Origin of the sequence: Polyangium sp. 6x1 (assembly GCF_029946515.1) — a bacterium.
Classification (GTDB): Bacteria; Myxococcota_A; Polyangia; order Polyangiales; family Polyangiaceae; genus Polyangium.
Map to the genome: position 1 here is coordinate 110,378 of NZ_JARZHH010000002.1, position 23,765 is coordinate 134,142.

Here is a 23,765-nt window from a genome sequence, read left to right on the forward strand (position 1 = left end):
GGTGGGATCCGAAGGAGAGCAGAAGACCGGGGGGGAGGTCCAGGCGGAACGAGCGTGGCGCGTGGCGTCTTTTGCGGACGCGGAGCGTCCGGCAGGGACGCGAGCGCTGTATCGCCGCGAACCCATTTGCTCCACGCGCTCGTGACGGGTAATGCCACGGTATGACAACTTCCCTCGAACGGATCCCCGTCAACAGCATCGATGGCCGGCCCTCCTCGCTCGGCGCGTATACCGGCAAGGTTCGCCTCGTCGTCAACGTCGCCTCGCGGTGCGGGCTCACGCCGCAGTACAAGGGGCTCGAGGCCCTTTATCGCAAGTACAAGGACCAGGGCTTCGAGGTCCTCGGCTTCCCCGCGAACGAGTTCGGCGCGCAGGAGCCCGGGACGGACGCCGAGATCCAGTCGTTTTGCTCCACCTCGTACGACGTCACCTTCCCGCTCTTCTCCAAGATCGTCGTCAAGGGCGAGGGCCAGCACCCGCTTTATGGCGCGCTCACGTCGGCCAAACCCGAGGCGCGCGCGCTGCCGGGCAGTGATTTTCGCGCGAAGCTCATCGGGTATGGCATCGACCCGGGCGCGCCGCACGAGATCCTGTGGAACTTCGAAAAATTCCTCGTCGATCGCAACGGCGAGGTCATCGAACGGTTTTCGCCCGACGTCGCGCCCGACGCCGAGCTCCTCGTGACGTCGATCGAGCGCGCGCTCGCGCAGGCGTGAAATCAACCCCGATTCTCATCGCAGGAGAAGCCTCGTCATGAACCACCCCGCTTTCGCACAGGGCGCCGTCGCCGTCGTCACGGGCGGCGCCTCGGGTATCGGGCTCGCAGCGGCGAAGAAGCTCGCGTCGCTCGGCCTCCGTGTCTGCATCGCCGACCTCGGCGCCGATCGCCTCGCGCGGGCGCGTGAGGCGATCGCCTCCGTGGCGAGGGGCGGCGACGCTGACGTGATGACCTCCGAGACCGACGTCGGCCGCGTCGAGGCGCTCGTCGCGCTCGAAGTCGCCGTGGCCGATCGGTTTGGCGGGACGGACATCCTCATGAACAACGCCGGCATCGGGCCTCGGAGCACCGTGCTCGGACCTGCGGAGAGCTGGGCGCGGACGCTCGACGTGAACCTCTGGGGCGTCATCCACGGCACGCAGGTGTTCGTGCCGCGGATGCTCGAACGTGGGCAGCCTGGCCTCGTGATCAACACCGGCTCGAAACAAGGCATCACCACGCCGCCTGGAAACCCGGCCTACAACGTCTCGAAGGCGGGCGTGAAGGCCTATACCGAGGCGCTCGAGCACGAGCTCCGCAACACCCCGGGCTGCCAGCTCCGGGCGCATTTGCTCATCCCTGGGTTCGTCTTCACCGAGCTCACCGCGTCCGGTCGCACGGAAAAACCCGCGGGCGCGTGGACGCCGGAGCAGACCGTCGACTTCATGATGGAGCGCGTGGCCGCGAATGATTTCTACATTCTCTGCCCCGACAACGAGGTGCCGCGCTCGCTCGACGAGCGCCGCATTCTCTGGGCGGCCGGCGATATCGTCGAGAACCGCCCGCCGCTCTCTCGGTGGCACCCGGACCACGCCGAGGCATTCAAGGCCTTCGCGTCGACGAAGAAATAGCTCGGTATCGTCGTTCGCATCGCGCGTCGAGGCTCGACGGCCGCCGTCCTGGGCCCGGCCTTCGAGGTCGCGTCGACGAGGTCGGTACAAGCGGTCCCGTCGGCGTATTGCAGCGGACGCGGACGGCTTGCCATCGTTGCGGTTTCTCCTGTTCTCGTTCGTCAGGCGCTTGACGCCCCTGGATGGGTGATGTGTCGTGGTGTCCCCCCATCGCAAGCGGACAGAGGAGTGCGGGATGAGCGATCCTTCGTCGACCACGTATCGCGCGTTTCTCGACGGCCATGCGCGCGACTTGGCGCTTTCGATTGCCGGTGACACCACGTCCGACGTCGCGTCCCTTGGCAAGGCGACGACGGCGGAGGTCGCTCTCTGGTCCGAGGCCGTCGTGGGCGCGACGATCGCCGCGCTCGTCGGGGACGAGGGGGCGACCGAGCGTGTCACGGCGGCGGCGGTGGACCTCGGGCATCGCGGAGCGCCGGTCGACGAGGTGCTCCGCGCGCTCTCGGTGGTCAGGCGTCATTTTCAGCGCGTGCTCCGCGCGTGGCAGGCGCCGCGGGGCGAGGCCGCGACCACCACCGACCCGCTCGACAGGCTGCTCGCCGTCTTCGAGGACGCGGCGTGCGCCCTCGCGCGGTGCGCTGTCACCGCCACCGCCGCCGTTCGTTGCGACGGTGAGGCGCGTTTTCGCAGCCTCGTCAACGCCGTCAAGAGCGTCGTCGTGATCCTCGGCGAGGACCACACCATTCTCGAGTGGAACACCGAAGCCGAGCACGTCTACGGCTGGTCGAGGGACGAGATCCTCGGGAAAAACTACGTCGAGATGTTCGTCCCGCCCGAGGCGCAGGCCGCCGTCGCGGTCGACATGCGCAAGGTGCTCGGGGGCGAGGAGACGCGCGGCTTCGAGAACCCGGTCACGTCCCGGGACGGCACCGTACGCATCTTGCAATGGAACGTCGGGCGCCTGCTCGACGGCGGGGGACGACCGGTCGCGGTGGTGGCCAGCGGCAACGACATCACCGAGCAGAAGCGGGACCGCGAGGCACGCGGGCGCAGCGAGGCGATGCTGCACGCGGTCATCACCAATGCGCCCATCTTCCTCTTCGTCAAGGATGTCGAAAGCCGTTATACCTTGACGAACCGCGGCTTCGACGAAGGGCTCGGCCTCGAACCGAACTTCGCCATCGGCAAGCTGGACTCCGAGATTTATCCGCCCGACGTCGTCGCGAGGAATCGTGCGGATGACCAGAGGGTCCTCGACGGGGGCGTTCCGATCCAGCTCGAAGTGCAGATCCCCACGAAAATGGGCCCGCGCGTCTTTCTCGGGTCCAAGTTCCCGCTGTTCGACGCAAACGGCAAACCTTTTGCGATCTGCGCGATCGGCACCGACGTCACCGACCTCCGGCGGGCCGAGGCCGAGCAGGCGACGTTTCAGGTTCGTATCATCGAGGCGCAACGCGAGACCTTGCGCGAGCTGTCGACGCCCCTCTTGCCGATTGCGCCGGGCGTCGTGCTCATGCCGCTCGTCGGCGCCATCGACGAAAGCCGGGCGGCGCTCGTGCTCGAAGCGCTGCTCCAGGGCGTCGTCGCGCACCGCGCCGAGGTCGCGATCCTCGACATCACCGGCGTTCGCACGGTGGACACGGGCGTGGCGCTCGGCCTCGTGCAGGCGGCGCAGGCGGCGGGCTTGCTCGGCGCGGAGGTGGTCCTGACGGGCGTGCGCCCGGCGGCGGCGCGGACGCTCGTGGAGATCGGGATCGACATGCGCGGCATCAAGACCGTGAGCACCCTGGAGCAAGGCGTCGCGCACGCCATCGGGCGCTCGGGCCGCCGCGCCCGTCCGAAGGCGCCGGCGCGATAGCGCGTTTCGCCGGGCCGCGCGGGCTCAGCGCGGCGTGCCGAGCCCTGCGGCGTCCAGCGCGGCGTCCACGGCTGCATGAATGTCCGTGGCGAGCCGTTTGCGCTGCTGCCGCGCCTCGTCATCCTCGATGCTGCGAAAGTAGCCGTCGATCTTCGACCGCTCGGGTCGAATCTCCTCGTAATGGAACCCGAGCTCCAGCAGGCTCCCTGGGCCCACGCCCTGCGCGGCGAACGAGCGTTTCGCGTTCAGGGTTCGCCCCTCGTGAAAGAACGCGTAACGAAGCACGTGGGTCGTGCGTCCCAGGATCTCGAAGCTCGACGGCAGACGCAAGGTCTCCACGAGCCGCGTCACGTAGACGCCCGCGGGCGCGTCGAGGTGCACGCTCATGGGCACGACGATTTCGCCGTGCGTCGATGCGACGTAGATCGTCGTGCCGTCCGGCTCGTCGTGCAGCGCGTGGCGCGAGGGAGCGACGCGACGATCGGAGGCGAGCTCCGCGCTCCGATCCGACCGCCAGATTCGCAGAATGGCATCGACGCCCTCGCGCATCGATGCATGGAATGGCACGATCGCCCGGGGGGACAGCCCCTCCGGTGCAGGCTCCCCGTCGAGCTCGCCCAGCACGACGAACACGCGGCTCCGCGCGACGGCCTCCGCGACCTCACGGACCCACGTCCCGCTCGACAATTCGATTGCGGCGCTGCGGGACCATAGCAGCAGGAAAAAGTCTCCCGCGGAAGCCATGTTCATTGCGTCTGCCAGCGCGTTCGCTCGATCGACGCATGACGTGACGAGCGGGAGCGCCTCGTCGTTTGCCCGGAGCGCCTGGTCGATCGCCCTGGCGGAAGCCTCGTCGCTCGAGGTGTGAACGAGCGCGAGCCGGCACGAATCTCTCAATCGCCACAGGTCCCTGCGCCGTGTGATTCGCCCGAGCGAGATTCGCGCCGGTTCGGCTTCCTGGAGGATGTTTTTGATCTGCGTATCCGTGTACCCCGTGATTTGCTGGACCTCGTGGAGGCGCCTCTTCGAGGTGGCCGTGTGCCCTCTCGCCCAGAGCCAGGCGACGATGAGCTGCAGATGGATCGATTCGAGCTCGCACACCCGGGAGGCCATGAGGTCGGCGAGCGAGGAGAGCCCGGTTTGCCGACGAATTGCGGTGACCGTCGTGGCGTCGGGGGGCGCCGTGGCTCCGTCGCGCGTGACGACGGCGTCGCCGAAGCCCTGCGCGAGCGCGAGCAGCCAGCTCTCGAACGAACGCCTTTCGGGGTCGAGCTCGTGGACGAGCGTCGGTTCGTCTTGCGACCACCTGCCCTCGAGCCACTCCAGGACTGGCTTGAAGCGCGCAGGGTCGAGTCCTCCGTGGGACGTCTTTCGCGCTTTCTTCAGCTTCCTGTCGTGGGGGTACGTCGGGGGCATGCCGCGCCATGATAAGCCGCTTCGACGCGCAGGGGAGGCCTGTCTCGATCGGGCCTGCGCGCGCCCCCGGGGAGCGCCTCTGCCCAACCCTTATCCGAGCGTCGCGTGTGAGCCGGCTTGATGTACATCCATACAATCGTATAGGATTTCAGATCGTGATGGCGGAGCCTGCGCAGGGTTCGTCCGATGGACGAGTCGACGGGGGCGATGAAGACGAGCTGCCATTCTACGCGGAAGGGATCGTGACCATGAATCGCCACAATCGCTGGATGCTGCTGCTGCTGGGAGTTCTTGTTTGCGCGTGGCTCTCGGCCGCGTCGCTCGGCTGCGCGGCGGCGCAGCCGACGCTTCGACCGATCGCTCGGCCCGAGGGGTGCGCCGTGAAGCCTGGCAAACCGAGCTTTTGTTTTCCCGAGGGAGGAGAGCCCTCCGTGATTGGCTTGCCGTCCGGGCATGGCTGGGCGGAGGGCGATTGGGTGATGTTCGAGGTCTACAAGAAAGCGTACGACGAGCCGATCCCGGCGGCGTTTGGCGTCGTGAAGCAGGTACCCGGCGGGAACGCGGATTTCGTGACTGTGCAGATCCTCCACCAGGCGGACGTCGGTTCGCTCGACGACGCGCGGGCGCGGAAGATCCCGAAGAGCGAGCGTGTTCGTCTCGGCAAGTTCGTCGGGCGCGTGCTCGAGGTTCGTCCGGGCGAGGTGAGGCTCGACGTCGGCGCAAAGGACGGCGTGATGGAGGGCGACGTGTACGAGCTCCTCTCCGACAGGGATCACGCGTCGATCGGGCGGCTGCGGATCACGCAGGTGGAAGACATGAATGCCTTCGCGCGTGTCATCGGGCTTGGCCCGCGGGAAGGGATCCGCCCGGAGCAGGCGGCGATCTTCGTGCCGTATGCGTCGAGCACCGCGGATCCGATCCGGATCCTCGTCGTGAATTTCGATCCGCACGTGACGACGGATCCGGAGGAGGCGAGGCTCGGCGCGGGGTTCGCGAAGGAGTTCGCCGAGGCGATGGCGCGTGCGGCCGACGGTTCGTCGATGGAGGTGCGTTATGCGCAGGGCGAGCGCGTGCGGCTCGGCGCGGGTGAGGAGGAGGCGCACGAATCGGCGCGGCAGATCGGAAAGAGAAACGGGGTCGACATCGTCGTGTGGGGGGCGATGCGGTGCCGGGAGAAGGCGTGCGCGCAGCCGAGATATACGGTGGTCCATCCGAGCGCGTTCGTGCAGCGCGGGTACGCCGGGGCGGACGTGTGGATGGAGAAGGACCTGCGCTTTGAAGAGAGCGCGGCGAAAGATCCTCTCGGGCTGGCGGCGGCGATGTTGGGGGAGGTGGCGTTCTACGCACATCGGTCGAAAGACGCGGCCATGTGGCTCGGCCGAGCGCTCGCGAGCGGGGTCCTGGTCGGGGACGACGAGCTTGTGGCTTTGCGAGAGATCGCGTTCTCGATGCTCGACCTCGATCAGCGCGTGGCGGCGAGGCAACACATAAACGCAATGTTGGCGCGCGCCAGAGCGATGAACGACGCGGGGTGGAAGCACAGGGCGCTCGCGGAGCTCGGGCGCATCGACCTGGAGGAGGGGGACCTCGACGCCGCGCAGGGACGGCTCGGCGCGGTGTGGCGATGGGCTCTTGCAAACGAGGACGTCGACGAGCAGGGGTTCGTGCAGCTGGTCTTGGGGGACCTGGAAGCAAAACGAGGTAACTTCGAGAGGGCGCGGACGCTGTACGACGCGGGGCAAGCGTCCTGGCATGACATCGACAAGGTGGATTGGGACAGCGCGATTGCAGTAAAGATTGCCAATGTCGAACGAATCCGCGGCAACACGGAGGAGGCAGTCAGGTTTTATACGCAAGCGCTCGAGCTGAGCCACCGAGGACAGAGTCTCCCGTGTGAACAATGCATTCTTGCCAGCCTGGGTGATATTGCCATGGACAAGGGCGAACTGGAGCGCGCTCGCATCTACCTGGAGAAAGCGCTCGTCACTGCGAACGGCAACGGTAGGAACGACGCGGGTTTCCTCGCGCTCGTGACCATTGCAAGGTTACGCAAGATCGAAGGAAACATCGACGAGGCTTTCGAATATGCAAAGCAGGCAGCTGCGATGACGAAGCGCGTCGGTGATGCCGGGAATGCGGCTGTGGCCCTTTCGCTCCAGGCGGACCTCGAGCAACATGTTGGACGGATGGACCAGGCTCGTCAGCTGTTCGAGCTCGCCCTCGCGGAGGCACGGCGCGTCGGCAACATGAGACACGAGGCGTCGGTCGTGAACAACCTCGGGCACCTGGATCTGGTCGTCGGCCGTCCCGCGGATGCACGGAAACGCTTCGAGCGTGCGCTCGAGCTGCGTCGGTACGGCAACAAGTTTCTGAGCGAGGGGGCCGTCCTGCACAACCTCGCTTGTGTGGAGAGAATGGAGGGGCACTTCGAGAAGGCGCGCTCGCTTTTCGCCCGCGCCATCGAGCTGCAGCAAAAGGAGAGCGACGAAATGGGCGTACGAGCCTCCATCTTCGCGCTCGCGGAGTTGGAGCTGCATGCCGGGCGCATCGAGGAGGCGCGCAAACTTTATGAGCAGGCGCTCTCGTCAGCGCGCCGCATGGGCGATTTGCATGGCGAGGCCGTGAACCTTCATGGCCTGGGCGCCATCGCCATGCATCAGGGGCGTCTCGACGAGGCTGAGGAGCTCACCCAGAGGGCCATCTCGCTGAAGCGCAGAATGAAGGTTCCCGGTGACGAGGCGGCCTCTCTGCATCAGCTCGCCGTGGTGTATGACGTCAAGGGAGATCTCGACGCTGCGGCGATGATGTACACGCGAGCTCTCGAGATGGCACGACGCTGCGGGAATATGGATCTCGAAGCGACGACGATCTATCCGCTCGCCCGGACCGAGATCAGGCGAGGCAATCTCGTCGAAGCCAGGAAGCTGTTTGTCCAGGCACGCGAGCTCCACCGGCGGGTCGGGTACGAGCTCCAGCTCCTCGCAACGGAACAGAACCTCGCCTGGCTCGACCATCTCGAAGGGCGAAGCAAGGACGCGCGCGCGGCCCTCGCCGGTCTCCTCGGCAAAGCCAAGGCGCTCTCTGCTCCCGTGCGGCAAGCGGAGATCCTGGACATGCTCGCGCGCATCGATATCGATGACGCAGACTTCGTGCTCGCCAAGCAGCGTTTCAACGAGGCGCTCGCCATCTTCCAGAAGCTCCAGATTGGAGCCGAGGTGCAGCGGGTGAACGAAGGGCTCGCCGAGCTTTTGCTCGTCCAAAAGGTCCACGAGGCCCGCAAAGCCCATCCCGAGCTCGCGGCCAGGGGCGGCATCCTCATCAGCGAGTTGCAGCCCGGCGGCCAAGCGGAAAAACTCGGACTCGCGCCCGGCGACATCCTCCTTCGTTATGGATCGACACGGGTGAATGAAGGCAAGGTTCTCCGCGACCTCGCGACCAGCACCGACCCCGCGAAGACCGTCACGGTCGAGGCCATCCGCGGTTCGCAGCGGCTCACCTTTCAGGCGCACGGAGGCCTGCTCGGCATTGCGATCGCCGACGTGCCGCCCGCCGCGAAGAGCCAGGCCAAACCAAACCCCGCCAAGGCGTCGAGCCCCTCGGCGGCGGCGCCGGCGTCGCGTGCCCCCTGAACCGATCTACCTCGTAGAAGATCGGCCCGCGACGGCGACGCGCTCGCGGACGCGGGCCGCGTCCACGCGCATCTGGAGCTCCTGGTACGTCGAGGAAGCCTCCTGCCAGCGCCGCCGCGCCTCCGCGGATTGACCTTCCACCCAATCGAGCTCGGCGAGCGCCTCGACGATCCGAGCACGTTGCTCCACGAGCATGCTCGTCCTCGCGAGCTCGAGGGCACTCTCCAGCGCATGGCGGGCCTCCTGCCGTCGTCCGCTCATCGCGTCGAGCCGCGCCAAACCCACGGCCGACGCAATCGTCCCCTCCACGTCGCCCGTATGCGCATCGAACTCGCGCGAGCGCGCGTGGTGTTTGCGTGCTTCGTCGTGATGCCCCTCTTCTGCTGCGATGGCGCCGAGGTCGTCGAGCGTCGCGGCCTCCCCGCGTACGTCCGCCGTTCGACGAAACCCACGCAGCGCCTTCTCGTGCAGGTCCTTGGACGCAACACGTGACGTCGAAAGCCGCGCGAGCTCCCGGAGGCACCACGTGCCCCCGTTGATATCGCCGGCCTCCGCGAAGCGGGCGATTGCCTCGTCGAGGAGCGAGCGTGCGGCGGCCGTGTTTCCGGCCTGCGCCTCGAGCGACGCCAGCGCATGGAGCGCGTGACCGACCTCCTCCGGCGGCGCGCTCGATGCCGCACGCTTGCGTATCTCCTCGAATGCGCGCCGGGCGACGCCCACCCGCCCCTCGCGCGCGTCGAGGCGAGCGAGCAGGCGACGCGCGCGCAGCTCCTTGGCCGTCGAGGTCGCGGCTTTGGCGCGTCGGAGGAGTTGATGCGCGGCTTCGCGCGCCTCTTTCGGGCGCCCACGAAAGAAGAGCGCGTGCGCCATTGCATCGAGAAAGGCGAGGGCGTCCTCGTCGACGAGCGCGGTCTCTTCCAAAGCTCGACCGAGGGCGAGCGCCGCGAACTCGTACGCTTGCGCCTGAAATGCAGCGTCGCCGACGAGCGCCGCGGCGAGCGCGACGGGGACCGTCGGCACGTCGCCACGAAAGCGATACCCCGCCGCGTCGCGCGGCACAAGCACCTCCGACCCCTCGAACGTGCTCCGATGCAATCGGTGCGGCCCGCGCAGCGTATAGCGAGGACGAGCGCGCATCTCCGTCGTCGAGCCTATCGTCCCCGAAACGACGATCTGCGCACCAAAACGCTGGCCGATGGCGCGCGCCGCCGCGTGCCACGCATCCTCGTCGAGCCCCGGCGGGATATGCTCGCGCGACGCATGGCGTACTGTGATCGGAACGTCCCGCGCGGAGCGAGCGATTCCATCGGCGAGGTCCTTGGCGAAGCTCTGCCCTGCGACGGGCTCCTCCGTGCTCTCCGGGTTCGTCGGCGTGAAATCCAGGACGACGACCGTGCAAGGCTCGGGTTCGTCGAAACTGAACACATGCGGGATGTGGACGGCGAGTTGCCCTGGGCGCATCTCTTCGCGAAGCCCGAATCCCATTGGCGCGGCCCAGGCTTCCCGTTCGAGCACCTCCGTGATGCGTAGCCTCCCGATAGGCCGGCGGTCACGCGCCGAGAGGACCTCGTAGACCTCGTCCATCGCGACGCCGTCCTCCGAACCGAGATCGAGCTTCACGCGCGCGAGGTCTCCCTCGCCCACGTAGGCGAGGAATTTCCCCACGTGCAGGCGCTCGCTGCGCGGGAGCTTTCTCGCCCGCATCCCGTCGAGGGCCCGCGCGTCCATTCTGTACACGACACGGACGACCACGAAATCGGTAGGACGATCGGGCCTCGCGGCGACGACGGCCAGCGCGACAGGGGTCAGCGGTTCGCCCGCAGGTCCGGGGATTCCAAGGGCCACCCAATCACCGTCGTCCCACCCATGACCGCTCGGCAGCCCCACGACGAACCCGCCGCCGTCCGCCGCCCTTCGGAACGACGGCAATGCCGGCGCCGTTTGCGCATTCGGCGCGGAAGCGGGGGGCTCGGGCGCGCTTCGTACGTGCGTCGATTGCATGCAGCCAGAGGTCGCACCCAGGAGGGCCACGAGCCCGACCGCGAGCCATTTTTTCATGGCTTCGCCGGCGGCGCTGGTTCCGGTTGCACGAGGTGCACGAGGCCCCCGCGGCTCCATGGCCCCGCGTGAACACGCGTGGGCACGAATGCGCCTCGATCGAGCTTGCAGAGCGCGAAGCCGATCCGGATCTCGTAGGGCTGCACGATGCACTCGCCGAGGTGCTCGAAGCCGGTCACGATGCGATTGAGGCCGTCCGCGACGGGGCTGCCGAGCACCTCGTAGCGGTCGCCGGGCTGGACGCCGTCCTCCTGGCCGAGGTCGAGCCGCAGCTCCACGGTCGGCGCATCGTCGCGCCACGCCGCGCCGGGTGGTGGCTCGTAATGGCCGAGGCAACGACCGACGCGCGCCACGCGGTCCTCGCCGATGCCGAGCACGGGCAAACCATTCCCGATGAGCTCGCGCTCCACGCTCCGTTCGGGCCGGCAATACCAGTGGACCTTGAGCGTCGTCCCCAGGCGGTCCACGCCTTTCACGATTCCGATCGTCGACCGATCCGTGGACCCAGGCACCGGGACGGGCGAGAGTACGTAGAGGAGCGCCCCGCGAATGTAGCCCTCGGGGAGCCCGGTGACATAGAGGGTCCCCTCGTCTGCGCGGAGAATGGGCTGCGCCTGCTCGCAGGCTGGGCTTTTCGGGCAGGCGGGGCACGGTGGCGGGGAGCTGCATGCGAGGAGCCATGCGGCGCAAAAAACGAGGATCGACCGGCTCGTCATGATCACCTGCACGCGCTCCACCGATACGTTCCCGGCGCGAGCGGCACTGCGCTCGCGATATCGCTCCGATCGCACGGGACCGTGAGGGCCCCTCGCGCGTGGCTTCGGGGCATACAGCGAACGGGCACGCCGCCGACCTCGGCATCCAGGCAAGCGACGATATCGCTGTCGAACGCGCCTTGATCGCGCGTCAGCGAGCACGACGTCCCCTTGCATTGGGCCGTGCCGCGGACGTCCGTGGCTGGGGGCCTCGGCGACACCTCGATCGAGGGCGGCGGTGCGGCCGGACGAGCGGCGGGCGCCTTTTCGTCGAGGCGCCCTTCGGTGGGTGGGGGCGGCATGGGCATCACGCTCGCGGCGGCGCTGTCTTTGCGAGGAAGGAGGGTTTCGGGCACGATACCGTCCACGGGCGTCCCCGAGAATGTCGTCGGAGGAGCGGGCGTCGTGTGCGAAGGGGATTTCCATCGCGCAATGCCCTGGACCGTCGCGGCGATCGCCACGGCGGTGAGCGCGACGAACGCGAGAGGCGGCACCTTTCGGCGTGGGCGCCGGCTCTCGAGGCCATCGCTGGGCCGCGGGGGCTCCTCGCGCGAGCGAGGGTCGACGGGCGCGACGAGGACGATCTGCGCGGGATCGACCGACGCGCGCGTGAACATCACGGGCGATCCGCTGCGTGAAAAACCGCCCAGGTGGATTGCGTTTTCTCCGAGCGCAAAGGCTTCCCGTAGCGAGCGCCCGAAGGCGATGGCCTCGTAGAACGCACTCGAAAATGCGATCGCGGCGTTGTCGGGGATTTCGTCCGCCATCCCGATCGCGCAGTCGATGTGCTCGACGAGAGCCTCCGCGTGTGCGCGCGAACCGCACGCGTTGAGAATCACGATGCGAACCCGCTCTTTCGAGAGGGCCAGGAGCTCGACGAAGGACGCGGCGACGACGGGCCTCTTTTTGCCCTGTTCGCCTTCGAAAAGAAGCGATCCGTCCTTCCCGTGGCCGCTGAAGTGCACGACATCGGGCCCGAGCTCCAGGAGCGCGCGGCGCAGATCCTCGGGGCTCGCCGCGTGCCTCTCCGCGATCTCGAAGGCGGAGGCATGCGTCGCGCCGCGAAGGAGGGCCCGGATTTGCCGGATCTCCCGGTCGGCCCGGACGCGCGCGGCGCCGCCGGGGTTCGCGTTGACGAAAAGGATCAGGAGGTGCGCTCGCAAGGCCCTCGTCGAGGTTGCACGAAGAGGTCGCTGCGATGCAAGCACTTCGATCCCGTCGTCGCCATCGCTCCACGCCCGCGCGTCGCACGCGAAGCGGTCCGAGCAGGCTACGAACGCACGGCCGTCGAGCGGGCCGAGACCTCCACCAGCGCCAGATACTCGTACGGCGCCAGCGGTTCCTCTGGCAAACCGATCGGCGCGAGGTATTTTTTTCGCATTGCTTCCATGTCCACGTGCTCGACCAAGGAAAAACCTGCTTCCTCCACGAATCCAGGAAGCCGCTCGGGCCGGATCCCCCAGCGCATCCGCTCCCCGGCCAATCGCAGCGACGTCCGGATCAGCCAATCCAGCGTCCCGAGACGCGGCCGCCCGGCGTCGTCTCCGTTCAGGTACGAGAATGCCACGCGGCTCCCTTTCCCCGTGTGCGCGTGGACGGTCCGGAAAAACGCCTTCACGTCCTTCGCGTCCAGGTACATGAGCAGCCCCTCGGCCACGACCACGCTCCGCGCGTCGCTCCGCCACGGCGTCTCGCGCAAAACCTCGCCGAGCGATCGCTTCGACAGATCCGCCGCGCAGAGGTGCAGGTTCGTCCTTTCGAGCCCCGCGCCCAGCACGCCTGCGCGCTTCGGCCCGGCCGTCGCCGGCGCGTCGACCTCCACGCACGTCACCTCCGGGTGACGCCGCGCGACCATCGTGGCCAGCGGATCGAACCCCGCGCCCACCACCAGGAGCTGCGTCGCTCCCGCCGCGATCGCTTCCTCCACGGCGTCCGCCATCCACCGCTTTCGCAGCCCGAACCAGAGGAGCTGCCCGCGGGCTGTCAATACCTCCGCCATCTCGTAGAATCGCTGCGTCCACGGCGCGCGCATCATGTCGATGTCGCGTCTCGGGATGGCCCCGGAGGCGCGCAGGATGGCCTCCGCCGTGGTCGCCGCATCCGCGGGCAAGAGGCCCGCGAATCGGGGCACGGAGTCGATCAGAAGCAGGAAGCGTGCGATCTTCTTCGCCGTCAGGCTCGTGCGCTCGTGGGACATGACGTCCCGAGCATAGCACCCTCACCAATCGAGCCGCAGCCGCCCGTCCGTGTAGATCCGGTTCGCCTTGCCGAGGTCCGTCGACCCGTTCTCGATCGCCCGGTGCACGTTCACGGCGGGCCGGAGCAGCGCATCCCTGCCGAGATCGAACCTTTGACCTCGAACGATCGCCCGATACGCCTTGTCGAGCGCGAGCGCGCGCTCGCGCGAGGGAAGGAGCAGGAAGGCGAGGTCGCGATCGCCGCCGGGCGCCGCGCGTCGCAGCTCGGACGCCGCGAGGACGCCGCCGGGGAAGAAGCGCGCGAGCATCTCGTCGTTCGCGCGCAGCTCGTCGCCTCCGCCCACGCGACGCAGGTACGTGAGCACCTCGGGCTCCGCGTGTCCGAGCTCGGGCGCGTCGGGCATGCCGCGCAGGTCCTGCGCGCGAAAGCCCTCCGCGCCCGGCACCTTGCGCGCGAAGGCGAACGTCTGATCGACCGTGACCCCGAGGCCGGAATGGCAGCCCATGCAGAATCGGTGCTCCTCGTCGGTCGACAGCCGGAGCCGCCCCTCGGCGTCCTCGATGAAGCCCTGCAACTGCCAGCCGAACGCATTGCGCAGCCCGCTCGTCGCCGACCCCGTGTACACGGGCAAGAGCCCCTCGTCTTTCTCGTCCTGCTCTTTTTCATAGGCCCGGAGCAGCGCCCATCGATCGAGCTTCAGCACCTTGCGTGAATACCTGAGCTCCTTCATGCGCCGCGCGACGTACCCCGGCGCGTCCGGATCCAGGTAGCGGACCGAATGCAAAAACTCCACGCCGCGCGGATAGATCCCTCGTTCGATCGGCTCGCCCGACGCGCCGCCCGCATACGTGCGCGGCAAGCGCCGCACGCGCGTCACGCCCGCGGCGAGCGCGCCGTCGCCATCGAGGTCCTCCCCGAGCAGACGCTCGTCCACCGGCTCGATCGCGCGTTCGATCCGATCCGCCGGCGCGTCCGGATCCGTCGTGATCGCCGCTTCGAGCAACGACAGGTTCAGCCTGTAGATCGCGCGTGACGGCGCGCCGTGCTCGTCCGTGCGAAACGCTTCGGGCAACCGGATGAACACGTCGTCCGTGCTCCCGTTCGTCGGCCAGAACGTCCCGGGAAACGGCTTGAAGCGCAGCGCGCGGAAGCCGCTCCCGTCGCGCGCGAACCCCTCGTCGTCGAAGCCGCGATCGAGATCGAGATCCGGCACGTAGCCTTCGTACCCGCGCGCGTTCGCGAGCGCGCGCCGCAGCGGCGTGTAGTTGTCCTCGCGCACGTAGGCGAGGATCGCCTCGTCGGGCACCAGCGCGATCTCCGCGCTCCGATCGACGAACAGGTTCTCGTAGTGGTTCGTGAGGGCTGCGTCCGAGAACGCGTACGCCTCCTGCAGATGCGCGTCCGCGCGCACGTTCGGGCCGTGCGCGCTCGTGTGGCAGACCCAGCACGGGTTCGAGGCGCCGCCGGTCTTCGTGTAACAGAGCGGCGGCACCGAGGCCTCGGGGTTCTCCACGCGCCCTGCCGCCTCGCGGGCGCGCGCGAGCGGGTCGTAGAGGCCCTCGGCGGCCCGCTCCTCGTGTTGCCCACAGGAGGCCGCCACGAGGGCCAGGACGAGCCCGCAGGCGAGCGCGAACGAGGCCTCTCGCGCCTTCACCGCGCCCCGTGTGGCCACACGCTCGGCACGTGCTCGCCCGGGTGCTGCACGCTCACGAACAGCGTGCGCATGTCCGCCGCGAGCGCCGGCCCTGTGGCCTCCGCGTCGCTCGGCAGCGCCACGATGCGGAACGCCTTGCCGAACGTCGGCGACGCGACGCCGGGCGCGCCCGCGGCGTGCGCGCGATCGAGGTCGAGGAAGTATACCGCATCGGCTCGTTCGTTCGTCGCGAAGTTCCCGTCCGTGCCGAACCACACGCCTCCCTCGCGATCGATCAGGATGTTGTCGGGGTTCGACGCATCGTACGGACCCGTAGCATTCGTGCCGGCCCAGACGCGGAAGAACGCGAACGTCGTCGACGCCGCCGGGCTCATCGCGTTCGCCTCCTGCAAGGCGAAGACGTTCCCGACCCTGTCGGGGCGCGTCACCGAGGCGAGCGCGTGCGCGGCCGGAGCGATCAACCTCCCCGCCTGATCGAGCTGCGTCTTGTGCCCGTGGTTCGTGAACGACACGTAGATCCTCGGCGTGCCGCTCGGATCACGCGGGTCGTACTCGACGTCCTCGGGCCGGTTCAGCTCCATGATCCCGACCTTCGCGCTCGCCGTGTAGAGCGCGCGGCGCACGTCGTCGTCGCTCGAAAAACCGCCGAGCCCGTTGTAGTCCATGTCGGCGAGCGCCTCGCCCACGGTCTTGCCTGGCTCGCCGAGCGCGGCCGCGTTCGGCGCGATCGCCGTGCTCGCCGTGCCGAGCTCGATCCACTGCCCGATCCCCGGCTGCGCTTCCGTCGGCGCCTCGCCCGTCGCGAGCATCGTCACGCCCGTCGTGTTGTCGAGCCCGGCGAAGTGCGCGGCGTAGACCTTCCCCTCGTCGAGCAGCGCGCGTGTCGCGGCCCGCGACATCCCGGGCGTGTACACGTGCTTCGACACGAACTTGTACACGCGACCGCCGCGCCGATCGTCCCCCGCGTAGATCACGATCGGCTCGTTCGGCAGAAGCTTCCAGCTCGCGTCGACCACGAACGTCGTGTTCTCCCACCGCGCGCGCCCCATCGCGCCGAGCTTCTTGTGCCCCACGCCCGGCGCGTGTTTCCCCTCGTATTCGTCGGGCGCTTTGCCTGGATCGATCTCCACGAGGTACCCGTAAAGATCCTTCGCGTGGCGCGAATTTTCATCCGGCGACATCCCGAACGTGCTCGTCGGGCTCGGCTTCGTGTCGAACGTGATCGGCCCACCGGGATCGGCGCCTGCGCCGACGACGAGCTTCTGCTCGCTCGTCCAGAACACCTCCATGTCGCCATGGAAGTCCTGCACGTTCTCCTCCGCGGTGATCACAGTTCCCCACGGCGTCTGCCCGCCCGAGCAATCGGCCATGATGCCGCTCACGACGCCCCGAGGCAGCGCGTGGCCTTCGTCGTCGTGATCGACGCCGAGCGGCGTGATCCCCGAAAGGCGCGCGAGCGTCTTGCTCGTCGCGTCGTACCGAACGGCTCCGGCGTCGCGATCGACGTGCCATTTCCCGGCCGCATCCCGCGTCACGTGAAACCACGAGCCTCCGACCTGGCGCTTGGCCTCGCGCACGTACGTCGCGAGATCCGCATCCGCCCACCGGTTCGACGTCACGTCGTTCGTCAGCACCTTCTCCGCCGCGAGGAACTTTGCGAGCGTGACGTGCTGGCCCGTCGGCGCCGTCGTCGACGTCGGAGCCTCGTTCGAGATCGACTCGTGGTTCACCCAGAGCCACGCCGACGTGCCGCTGCCGTGCCATTGCGGCGGATCGCCGGGCGTGTCGTTCCAGCGATCACCGAAGAACGCAATGTAATCGTCGTTCGCGCCGAACCGCGGCGCTCCGGGGCTCCGATCGAACGTCAGCGGATCGAGCCACGACACCACCACGTTCGGCGAGAGCCCGGCGATCGCCCGCACGTCGTCCGTCGACGCATTCGGAAGCGGGAATTCCACGCCCTCCGGCAACGTGCCTCGCGCGACCTGGTCCACGCGCGTCCTCACGTATTGGGCGAGATCTCCCGCGCCCGTCCCGAGGTCGTCCGTGAACGAGAATCCGACGACGCTCGAAAGCGGCCGCCCGCCGAGCACGCCTGCCGTCGCCGCGGAGCGCTCCGGACCCTCGCCGCCGCCCTCGCATGCGACGAACGCGACCGCGATCAGGACGCCGGCAATCCCGAGAGCCTGGAAATGACGCTGCACCCCGTGGCCCGTTTTCCGTGTCATTCGACGTCTCCTCGGGCGGCGCTCGCGAATGCGGAGCGCGCGCGCCCGAAGAGCTTGTCATTGTCGAGCTTCGGCACCAGCCGTTTCGCGGATCAGGCCGCCCGCCGTGAGAGCCACGTATCCCGATTTGAACCAGCCCGGTCAAGTCAGCCCGCAGCCGTACACCTAACCACGGGTGCCATTTCCTTGGCCCAGCTACGCGGGTGCACCTAGCGTCCGACCATGCGCAGTGGGTCCGATGACGAGCGCAATGCAAGACCGGGTGGCGCGAGGCCGCCCCACCCGGCCACGGTGGTGCAGGCAAAGCGGCCGCACGCAGCCGCCGGGCTTCAGCCGCATGTCTCGGCGCGCAGGCCCCACTCCGCCACCCGCCTCCCTGCGTCCGCGCCGCACCCCGCGCAGGCACTGCAGCAAAAGGCCGGTCCCGCCGGCCCCGCGCCCCGCCCGGCGCGCCGCGGGGTCCTCCAGCGGGCGATGATTGCGTTCACGATCCACGACATCGGCTTCACGCAGTCGAGTATCTCTCCCAGGTTCACGGATGGCACGCACCTCGACGCCGTGATTGCCAACCTCAGGGCGGGGAGGGTGAATCCTGACGCTTTCCCGCCGCTCCAGATCTTCACCATCACCGATCCCTGGGACAAAAGCGTCCATACCTACTCGCTCTCGAACCGCCGGCTCTATGTGTTCAGAAAGGCGAACGTCGACGACTTCCCCCACGCCGCGGCGTCGCTCGCCGACGTGGTCGCGTGCACCTGGCAATTCACGAACGTCACCGAGGATTTTCCGGTGGTGGACGTGAACCCTCGCAAAGACGTCGACATCTATTCAGACACTCTGCTCATCCGGTTCCGACGGGATGTCGAGAGCTGGGCGAGCGCGCTCGAGCTCAACTGGCACCCGTCGAACGAGGACACCTGGCAGGACAGGCTGCGCGACTACGTCATGGGCCGGTACAACTTCCGCCACACGCCGCCTTGATGGCTCGGGAGCGCCGCGGGGCAGCGGGTCCCAGCCGGGCCGGACCAAACTACTTGCCGCCTTTCCCTTTGCGGGGCGGTATCCAGATCGGATTCCAGTTCCCGCCGGGAGAGCTCGTCAGCTTCGTCATTCCGCTCCCATCGGCCCGCACGATCCATATCTGCTGGTCCGACCCGCGGGTCACGGTCACGGCCAGGTATCGCCCGTCGGGCGACCACGCGGGCTCGGTCACTTGCCCCGCGCCCCCTGGCCCGCGCACGAATGTCTCTTTCCCGTCCTCCATGGCGACGATTCCCACGCGGGACGGCTCCTCGGGGGCGCGCAGCGCGTACGCGATTTGCTTGCCCGTGGGCGACCAGGTCGGCTTGTCCTCGACGATCCGCGGCGCCGGCCGCATCTGCGTCATGCGCCGCGCCTCGCCGCCGGCGGACGGCATCAGCCATATGCGATCGGCGCCCTCGCGATCGCTCACGAATACGAGCACCTTGCCGTCGGGCGAATACCGCGCGCCCCATTCGTCGCGCGGCGTATTCGTCAGGCGGACGGGATCGCTCCCGTCGGGCCGCATGCGGTAGAGCTCGGCCACGCGGTCGCGGCTCGAAAGGAACACGATCGCGTCGCCTTTCGGGGAGAACGCGGGCTCGAAGTTCCCTTCGTCGTTCTTCGTGATTCGCTTGAAGCCGCTGCCGTCGCTGTTCACCCGGTAAAGATCGGAGAAATGTGCCGGATCCACCTTCCCGCCGTTCGTCTCGTAGACGACGAAGCGCCCGTCCGGCGAAAACGTGGGGAAGCGTACGCGCCCTGCCAGGGGTCCGAGGGGTTTTGGGGGGCTTCCGTCGAGGGGTTGGAGCAGGAGTTGTTGCGGCCCTTCCTCTCCTTCGACGCGGATCACGAGCAGCGCGCTGCCGTCCGGCGCGGCGGGGCCATTGTAATCGGCGTGCGGGCTCTTCGTGAGCCGCTCTTCTGCTTTGCCATCGGCGCTGATCACGTAGATCTCGCGGTTTCCATCACGCTCCGAGATGAACGCGACTTTTTCCGCGATTTTTTGCCGCTCTTCGGGGGGTATTTCGTCTCCTGCCGAGTTTTTCGGCCCCGCACCCCCCTGTTCCGTCAATTCCGACGGAATTGGTTTGTCCTTGGTTGTCGGGACATCCGGTTTGTTACCGGTTGTCAGGACAGGTGGTTTTCCCTCAATCGGTGCGGCGCTTGTACCGGTTCCCGGCATTGCATATTTTGACGGCGATGCATTGTCCGGCTCTTTCTCTTTTTTCGTGCAGGACGTCGCCGCGAGCAGGGCGAGGAGGGCGGGCGCGAGGCAGGAAAGACGGGGCAGGGAAGAATGCGGCATGCGTATTGGAGAGGGCCCGCGGCGCGTGGGACGCCGCGGGCCGTGGAGAGGGTTTCAGCGGATCTGCACGGCGTCGGCGATGACGTAATAACCGGTCGTCGTCCAGCGCGAGACGGTGATGCGGTTCCAGCCGGCCGTGAAATTGTACGTGCCGAGGAGCTGCCACGAGCCGCCGCCCGTCTGCTGGTTCTTGTTCACCGTGCCGAGCTTCGTCCCGGCCGCGTCGAAGATCACGTACGGCGTCGTCGTCGACCGGTCCGAGGCCGAGGTCCACCAGGCGTAGACCTGCTTGGAAGCAGCCGCGGACAGGTAGAACTCGAAATGCGCGCCGTCGGAGACCGCCTCCGTGGGCGCGGCATAATACCCCGTGCCGTAATACCCGGCCACGTTGGTGGACGAGGTCCAGTTCGCCGAGGGCGCCACGATGCGCGCCACCGCGCTGTTGTTGTTGGCGCTGTTGCTGTCGACCGTGATGGTCGAGCCGCCGCCCGCGCCCCCGCCGACGCAGGTGTTGATGCGGTTCATGTAATCGGCCCAGGGGAAATCCGTCCCCGGGTCGTTCGCCCGGTTCACCGGATCGGGCTGGTAATGGCCGATGATGTGCTGCCGGTCGCGGATGATGTTCTGCCGCTTCACGATGTCGCAGGAGAGCTTCGCCGACGCCGCGACCTGGCCCTCGGTCCACTGATTCGCGCCCGCGTACGGATACCCGCCGTGCTCGATGCCGACCGAGCGCGGATTCGTGGGGAGGCCATTCCAGCTCGCGCCCACGTGGTGCGCCGTGTTCGCCTCGTCGACGAGCGCCGAGATCTCGCTGCCGCTCTCGTTGACGACGTAATGCGCGCTCGTCTTGTACGGGTTCGTCGGGTACGGCGTCGTGAGCCAGCCCCAGCAGCCCGAATACCCGCCGGCGCAGGTGTGGACGACGAGCAGCTCGGCCTTGTACCCGCTGCGGCCCGCGGTGTAGTTCGACGACGGCGCCGGACGCCACACGGCGCCGGCATAAACGGCGTTCGCGGGCCCGGGCTTGCCCACGAACTGGGGCTTCGGGAACTTCGGCGTGGCGTCGGGGTTCGGCGCGAGGATCTCGCCGATCCCGCTGTCCTCGGCCGCTGCGATGCCCTCGCGCAGGTGGCGATAGACCTCGTCATGAACGAAATGCGCCTGCGCGTCGAGGCTCGGATGGTTGAAGTACGCCGCCACCGCGGGCGCCCACGCCCCGATGTCCGCGCGATCGAGCCCGAGCTCCTCGGCGTACGCGTCGAGCAGCGCGGCCGCGGCGCGAATGTTCGCCTCGGGCTCCGATTGGACCTCCTCCTCGCTCAGGCCCGCGAGCGACGCGCCTTTCGTGAGCGCCTCGCCGCGCAATGCCATCACGCCATACGCAGCCGGGACACCATCGAACTCGGAGGTATCACCGGGCACGTGATAAAGCTGCGTCTCGGTATACCCGATCGCCACGAGGAGCGGGGCCGGTACGGAGAACTCCTTCGCGGCAGCGTCGAAATGGGGCTGATAAGGGTGCATACCAGCGGTATGGCTGCCGGCAGCTTCACCAGGAATTTGTGTGGCGTCCCCCTCGCCGGTGCCTTCCTCGCCGCTGCAGCCGGAGAGGAGAGCGGAGGCGGAAAGCACGGGCGCGAACATCAGCAGGCAGAGCAGACGTCTCATGGCGTGAACCCTTCTTCGTTTGCGGGGTGGGATCGTGTGCGCCTTCGGAACACGATGCCGAGGCAAAGTACGAAAATGAGGCGTACGTTGAACGGTCGCCGAGCGCAAGCGCGAGTCAACGCTTGGCGCGCCGTGTCTGTCCGGAGCAATGATGACGCGTGGCGTAAGGCCGGAAAATCACGTCATTCGAGCTCGTCCGCTATGAAGGTCTGTGGGGACAAGATTACCGTCCCATTTTGAATCTTTCCAGTCATGGTGAACAGGCTCGTCTTGCCGTCCCCGTCGAGGTCACCCTCGGCCGAGATTTCGAACCCGTCCTTGCCCGGATCGGGCCCGCCGCGCTTCGGGCCTTTGTAGTTCCCGCCCACACGGTATTCGTACTGATACCGGATGGGCTGCACGAGCGAGACCTTGAGGCAACGCCAGCCCGACGTGTCATCGCCCTGCTCGAAATCCTGCCCCGGTTTGCCCGAAGGCACATACGTCGTGTTCCGGGGCACGACGTTCGGCACCGGCGTCGTCGATTTGCAGAGCTTGTGCGTGACCGCCTTGGCGTCGAGTTGCTCGCGCTCGTACGCCGCCACGGCCGCGCGCGCCATCATGCTCACCGTGCTCCTGGCCTCCGACGCTTTTGCGCGCGCCGTGTATTGCTTGACGGCGTTCACCGCGAGCGCCGCGCCGATCCCCAAAAGCTCCGCGGCGCCGTCCCCGGTCGCGGCGAGCTCGAGCCCCCGATCGCTCGGGAAAAGCACGAGCGACAGCATCGATCCGCCCCCGACCCGCGTGCCGGGCGCCGCGCCCGAGGTCGGATCGGCGATCGACCGGGCGAGCGCCGGATCGAAGAAGAGCAGCGCGTGCGACGCCGCCTTTTCCTTCGCGCGCGCCGTGAGGAACGCCGGATTCGTGGACAGCGTATTCGAGTCCTTGCCGAACCGCCGCACGGCGTCGAGCGCGACCTGTTTGTTGCCCATCCCGAGGAGGATGAACCCCGGCCGCGATTCGACGTGGAGGATCGAGCCGTCGCCCTTCTCCCGCGTGAACGAATCCCCTTGGACCTTGAACCTCTTGTCCCTCTTCAGGCCCGCCTGAAAACTCGAAAAACTCTTTTTCTGCGCGTCCGCATCCTTGGTCGCAATCACCACGAGCGCCGCCATGTACTTCGCAGGGTCGTCGCTCGCGTCGTCGATCGAGAATGGTTTTTTCGGATCCTTGTACAATCCGATCACGGCCTCACCGCCGAGCGCCTTTTCGAAGTCCGCGAGCTCGATCCCGAGGTCACCGAGCTCCCGCTTCAACAAGCTTTGCGCGTCACCAGGCGATGTCGAGCGCCCGAGTACCACCCCCAGAACGTCCGCCAGGGTTTTGCCGGACGAACGCTGCGTCGACAACCCAACGGCAGCAAGCGCGCCTTCCGGCAGCTTCGGTATGAGCACCTGCGGCGCCGCGTCGAGCACCGAGCCGAGCGCCGGGAAATCGGGCCCATACCCCGAGAATCGCAGGTCGAGCCCGAGCCCCTGCGATTGTCCCACGAGCGCGACGAAGAGGCGCGAGCCCGGCTCGGGCGGCGATTTCGTGCCGGCCCCGAGGCCATGCAAATCGACCGCGATGAACGGATCCCCCGCGCGCTCCTTGACGAGCAGCGCCGATCCCTCGACGGACGGCGCGCGCCCATGGCCGACCTCGAACGCGCCGCGGAGGTCCTCCTTTTGCAGGCATCCGACGAGCGTGCGCGGGCCTTCGATCCACGCTCCGTGCAGGACTTCGAGGCCCTTCGTCGAGCGGACGACGAAGAGACCGCGCTCCTTTTTCTCCGCCCCGAGCGCCTCGAGCCCCTTCGTCACGAGCGCCCCGTCGTTCATTCGGGCCGCATAACAAAACCTGTCCATCGGCTCGGGGCGACCGCCCGGCGTGGCCGGTCCCGCGAACACGACGGCGCCGTCGAACGATTTGACGAGGTCCGCGACGAGCGCCGGGTCGAGCCCGAGCTTGCCCGAGAGACCGCCCGCGAGCTCCGAGAGCAGCCCCGCCCGGAGGGCCGGATCCATCGCGGCCAGCGCCTTCTCGGGCGGCGGCACGTTTGCCACGAGCACGGCGTCGCGTGGCACGAGGCGGAGGAGCGAATCGATCTTCTGCGGCGGGTCGAGCTCCGCGCCCTTGGCGGGCGCGGCGGCGGTCGCGGCTGGCGCGGGCGCCGCCACGTCGACCGGGCCGTCGGATTTCGCCCCGCCCTGCTCGGGCGGCGTCTGCACGGCAGCGCCGCCGCACGAGATGAGCGCCAAAAGTCCGGCCCCGAAGAACCCCCCACGGGCACGCCGCATCGCCATACGAAAAATCTCCTCCGCGAACATGAGAGCATGAAC

At 67.9% G+C, this 23,765-nt stretch carries 15 protein-coding genes; 5 read left to right on the forward strand and 10 right to left on the reverse strand.

What is annotated here, in order from left to right; all coding sequences use genetic code 11:
- Positions 1 to 161: 161 nt before the first annotated feature.
- The 3 genes from btuE to QHF85_RS03400 all read left to right on the forward strand — a co-directional run bounded on the left by btuE (position 162) and on the right by QHF85_RS03400 (position 3,466).
- Positions 162 to 716 (forward strand): glutathione peroxidase, encoded by a 555-nt coding sequence (gene btuE / locus QHF85_RS03390; RefSeq protein WP_281325576.1) that lies wholly within the window; start codon positions 162 to 164, stop codon positions 714 to 716.
- Positions 717 to 753: 37 nt separating this feature from the next.
- A complete protein-coding gene (locus QHF85_RS03395; RefSeq protein WP_281325577.1) occupies positions 754 to 1,608 on the forward strand; it encodes an SDR family NAD(P)-dependent oxidoreductase in 855 nt (284 codons plus the stop codon).
- A gap of 235 nt (positions 1,609 to 1,843) precedes the next feature.
- Positions 1,844 to 3,466 carry a PAS domain-containing protein gene (locus tag QHF85_RS03400; RefSeq protein WP_281325578.1) on the forward strand — a complete coding sequence of 541 codons (1,623 nt, stop codon included), beginning with the start codon at positions 1,844 to 1,846 and terminating at the stop codon, positions 3,464 to 3,466.
- Between the two features lie 24 nt (positions 3,467 to 3,490).
- Here QHF85_RS03400 and QHF85_RS03405 read toward each other — a convergent pair whose 3' ends face one another.
- Positions 3,491 to 4,882, reverse strand: coding sequence for a hypothetical protein (locus QHF85_RS03405; protein ID WP_281325579.1), 1,392 nt, complete (start codon positions 4,880 to 4,882; stop codon positions 3,491 to 3,493).
- Positions 4,883 to 5,130: 248 nt separating this feature from the next.
- Between QHF85_RS03405 and QHF85_RS03410 the strand changes: the two genes are divergently transcribed.
- The gene (locus QHF85_RS03410) at positions 5,131 to 8,511 is read left to right on the forward strand and encodes a tetratricopeptide repeat protein (RefSeq protein WP_281325580.1); all 3,381 of its coding nucleotides are present in this window, start codon (positions 5,131 to 5,133) and stop codon (positions 8,509 to 8,511) included.
- 6 nt (positions 8,512 to 8,517) lie between these two features.
- Here the strand turns inward: QHF85_RS03410 and QHF85_RS03415 are convergent, their stop codons facing one another.
- The 6 genes from QHF85_RS03415 to QHF85_RS03440 all read right to left on the reverse strand — a co-directional run bounded on the left by QHF85_RS03415 (position 8,518) and on the right by QHF85_RS03440 (position 17,405).
- On the reverse strand, positions 8,518 to 10,569 hold the full coding sequence (locus QHF85_RS03415) for a tetratricopeptide repeat protein (protein ID WP_281325581.1): 2,052 nt from the start codon (positions 10,567 to 10,569) through the stop codon (positions 8,518 to 8,520).
- Entirely contained in the window at positions 10,566 to 11,045 is a 480-nt protein-coding gene (locus QHF85_RS03420) for a hypothetical protein (protein ID WP_281325582.1), read from the reverse strand. The genes QHF85_RS03415 and QHF85_RS03420 overlap by 4 nt, the downstream gene beginning before the upstream one ends.
- A 242-nt stretch (positions 11,046 to 11,287) precedes the next feature.
- Complete coding sequence (locus tag QHF85_RS03425) at positions 11,288 to 12,532, reverse strand: CHAT domain-containing protein (protein ID WP_281325583.1); 1,245 nt, start codon at positions 12,530 to 12,532, stop codon at positions 11,288 to 11,290.
- Between the two features lie 62 nt (positions 12,533 to 12,594).
- Positions 12,595 to 13,521, reverse strand: coding sequence for an SAM-dependent methyltransferase (locus QHF85_RS03430; protein ID WP_281325584.1), 927 nt, complete (start codon positions 13,519 to 13,521; stop codon positions 12,595 to 12,597).
- 21 nt (positions 13,522 to 13,542) lie between these two features.
- On the reverse strand, positions 13,543 to 15,177 hold the full coding sequence (locus QHF85_RS03435; RefSeq protein WP_281325585.1) for a hypothetical protein: 1,635 nt from the start codon (positions 15,175 to 15,177) through the stop codon (positions 13,543 to 13,545).
- On the reverse strand, positions 15,174 to 17,405 hold the full coding sequence (locus QHF85_RS03440; RefSeq protein ID WP_281325586.1) for an alkaline phosphatase PhoX: 2,232 nt from the start codon (positions 17,403 to 17,405) through the stop codon (positions 15,174 to 15,176). The genes QHF85_RS03435 and QHF85_RS03440 overlap by 4 nt, the downstream gene beginning before the upstream one ends.
- Positions 17,406 to 17,879: 474 nt before the next feature.
- Here QHF85_RS03440 and QHF85_RS03445 point away from each other — a divergent pair, with 474 nt between their 5' ends.
- A complete protein-coding gene (locus QHF85_RS03445) occupies positions 17,880 to 18,386 on the forward strand; it encodes a hypothetical protein (RefSeq protein WP_281325587.1) in 507 nt (168 codons plus the stop codon).
- 49 nt (positions 18,387 to 18,435) lie between these two features.
- Here the strand turns inward: QHF85_RS03445 and QHF85_RS03450 are convergent, their stop codons facing one another.
- The 3 genes from QHF85_RS03450 to QHF85_RS03460 form a co-directional block, all read right to left on the reverse strand.
- The gene (locus QHF85_RS03450; RefSeq protein WP_281325588.1) at positions 18,436 to 19,374 is read right to left on the reverse strand and encodes a hypothetical protein; all 939 of its coding nucleotides are present in this window, start codon (positions 19,372 to 19,374) and stop codon (positions 18,436 to 18,438) included.
- A gap of 414 nt (positions 19,375 to 19,788) precedes the next feature.
- Positions 19,789 to 21,405, reverse strand: a complete 1,617-nt coding sequence (locus QHF85_RS03455; RefSeq protein ID WP_281325589.1) for an N-acetylmuramoyl-L-alanine amidase — start codon at positions 21,403 to 21,405, stop codon at positions 19,789 to 19,791.
- 182 nt (positions 21,406 to 21,587) lie between these two features.
- Positions 21,588 to 23,729 (reverse strand): hypothetical protein, encoded by a 2,142-nt coding sequence (locus QHF85_RS03460; protein ID WP_281325590.1) that lies wholly within the window; start codon positions 23,727 to 23,729, stop codon positions 21,588 to 21,590.
- Positions 23,730 to 23,765: the final 36 nt, after the last annotated feature.

What these genes read in the sequence shown, in the direction of transcription:
- btuE (WP_281325576.1), top strand. Translation starts at nt 162, where the DNA reads ATGACAACTTCCCTCGAACGGATCCCCGTCAACAGCATCGATGGCCGG.
- QHF85_RS03400 (WP_281325578.1), top strand. Translation starts at nt 1,844, where the DNA reads ATGAGCGATCCTTCGTCGACCACGTATCGCGCGTTTCTCGACGGCCAT.
- QHF85_RS03405 (WP_281325579.1), bottom strand. Translation starts at nt 4,882, where the DNA reads ATGCCCCCGACGTACCCCCACGACAGGAAGCTGAAGAAAGCGCGAAAG.
- QHF85_RS03445 (WP_281325587.1), top strand. Translation starts at nt 17,880, where the DNA reads ATGATTGCGTTCACGATCCACGACATCGGCTTCACGCAGTCGAGTATC.
- QHF85_RS03410 (WP_281325580.1), top strand. Translation starts at nt 5,131, where the DNA reads ATGAATCGCCACAATCGCTGGATGCTGCTGCTGCTGGGAGTTCTTGTT.
- QHF85_RS03440 (WP_281325586.1), bottom strand. Translation starts at nt 17,405, where the DNA reads ATGACACGGAAAACGGGCCACGGGGTGCAGCGTCATTTCCAGGCTCTC.
- QHF85_RS03430 (WP_281325584.1), bottom strand. Translation starts at nt 13,521, where the DNA reads ATGTCCCACGAGCGCACGAGCCTGACGGCGAAGAAGATCGCACGCTTC.
- QHF85_RS03395 (WP_281325577.1), top strand. Translation starts at nt 754, where the DNA reads ATGAACCACCCCGCTTTCGCACAGGGCGCCGTCGCCGTCGTCACGGGC.
- QHF85_RS03460 (WP_281325590.1), bottom strand. Translation starts at nt 23,729, where the DNA reads ATGGCGATGCGGCGTGCCCGTGGGGGGTTCTTCGGGGCCGGACTTTTG.
- QHF85_RS03455 (WP_281325589.1), bottom strand. Translation starts at nt 21,405, where the DNA reads ATGAGACGTCTGCTCTGCCTGCTGATGTTCGCGCCCGTGCTTTCCGCC.
- QHF85_RS03415 (WP_281325581.1), bottom strand. Translation starts at nt 10,569, where the DNA reads ATGAAAAAATGGCTCGCGGTCGGGCTCGTGGCCCTCCTGGGTGCGACC.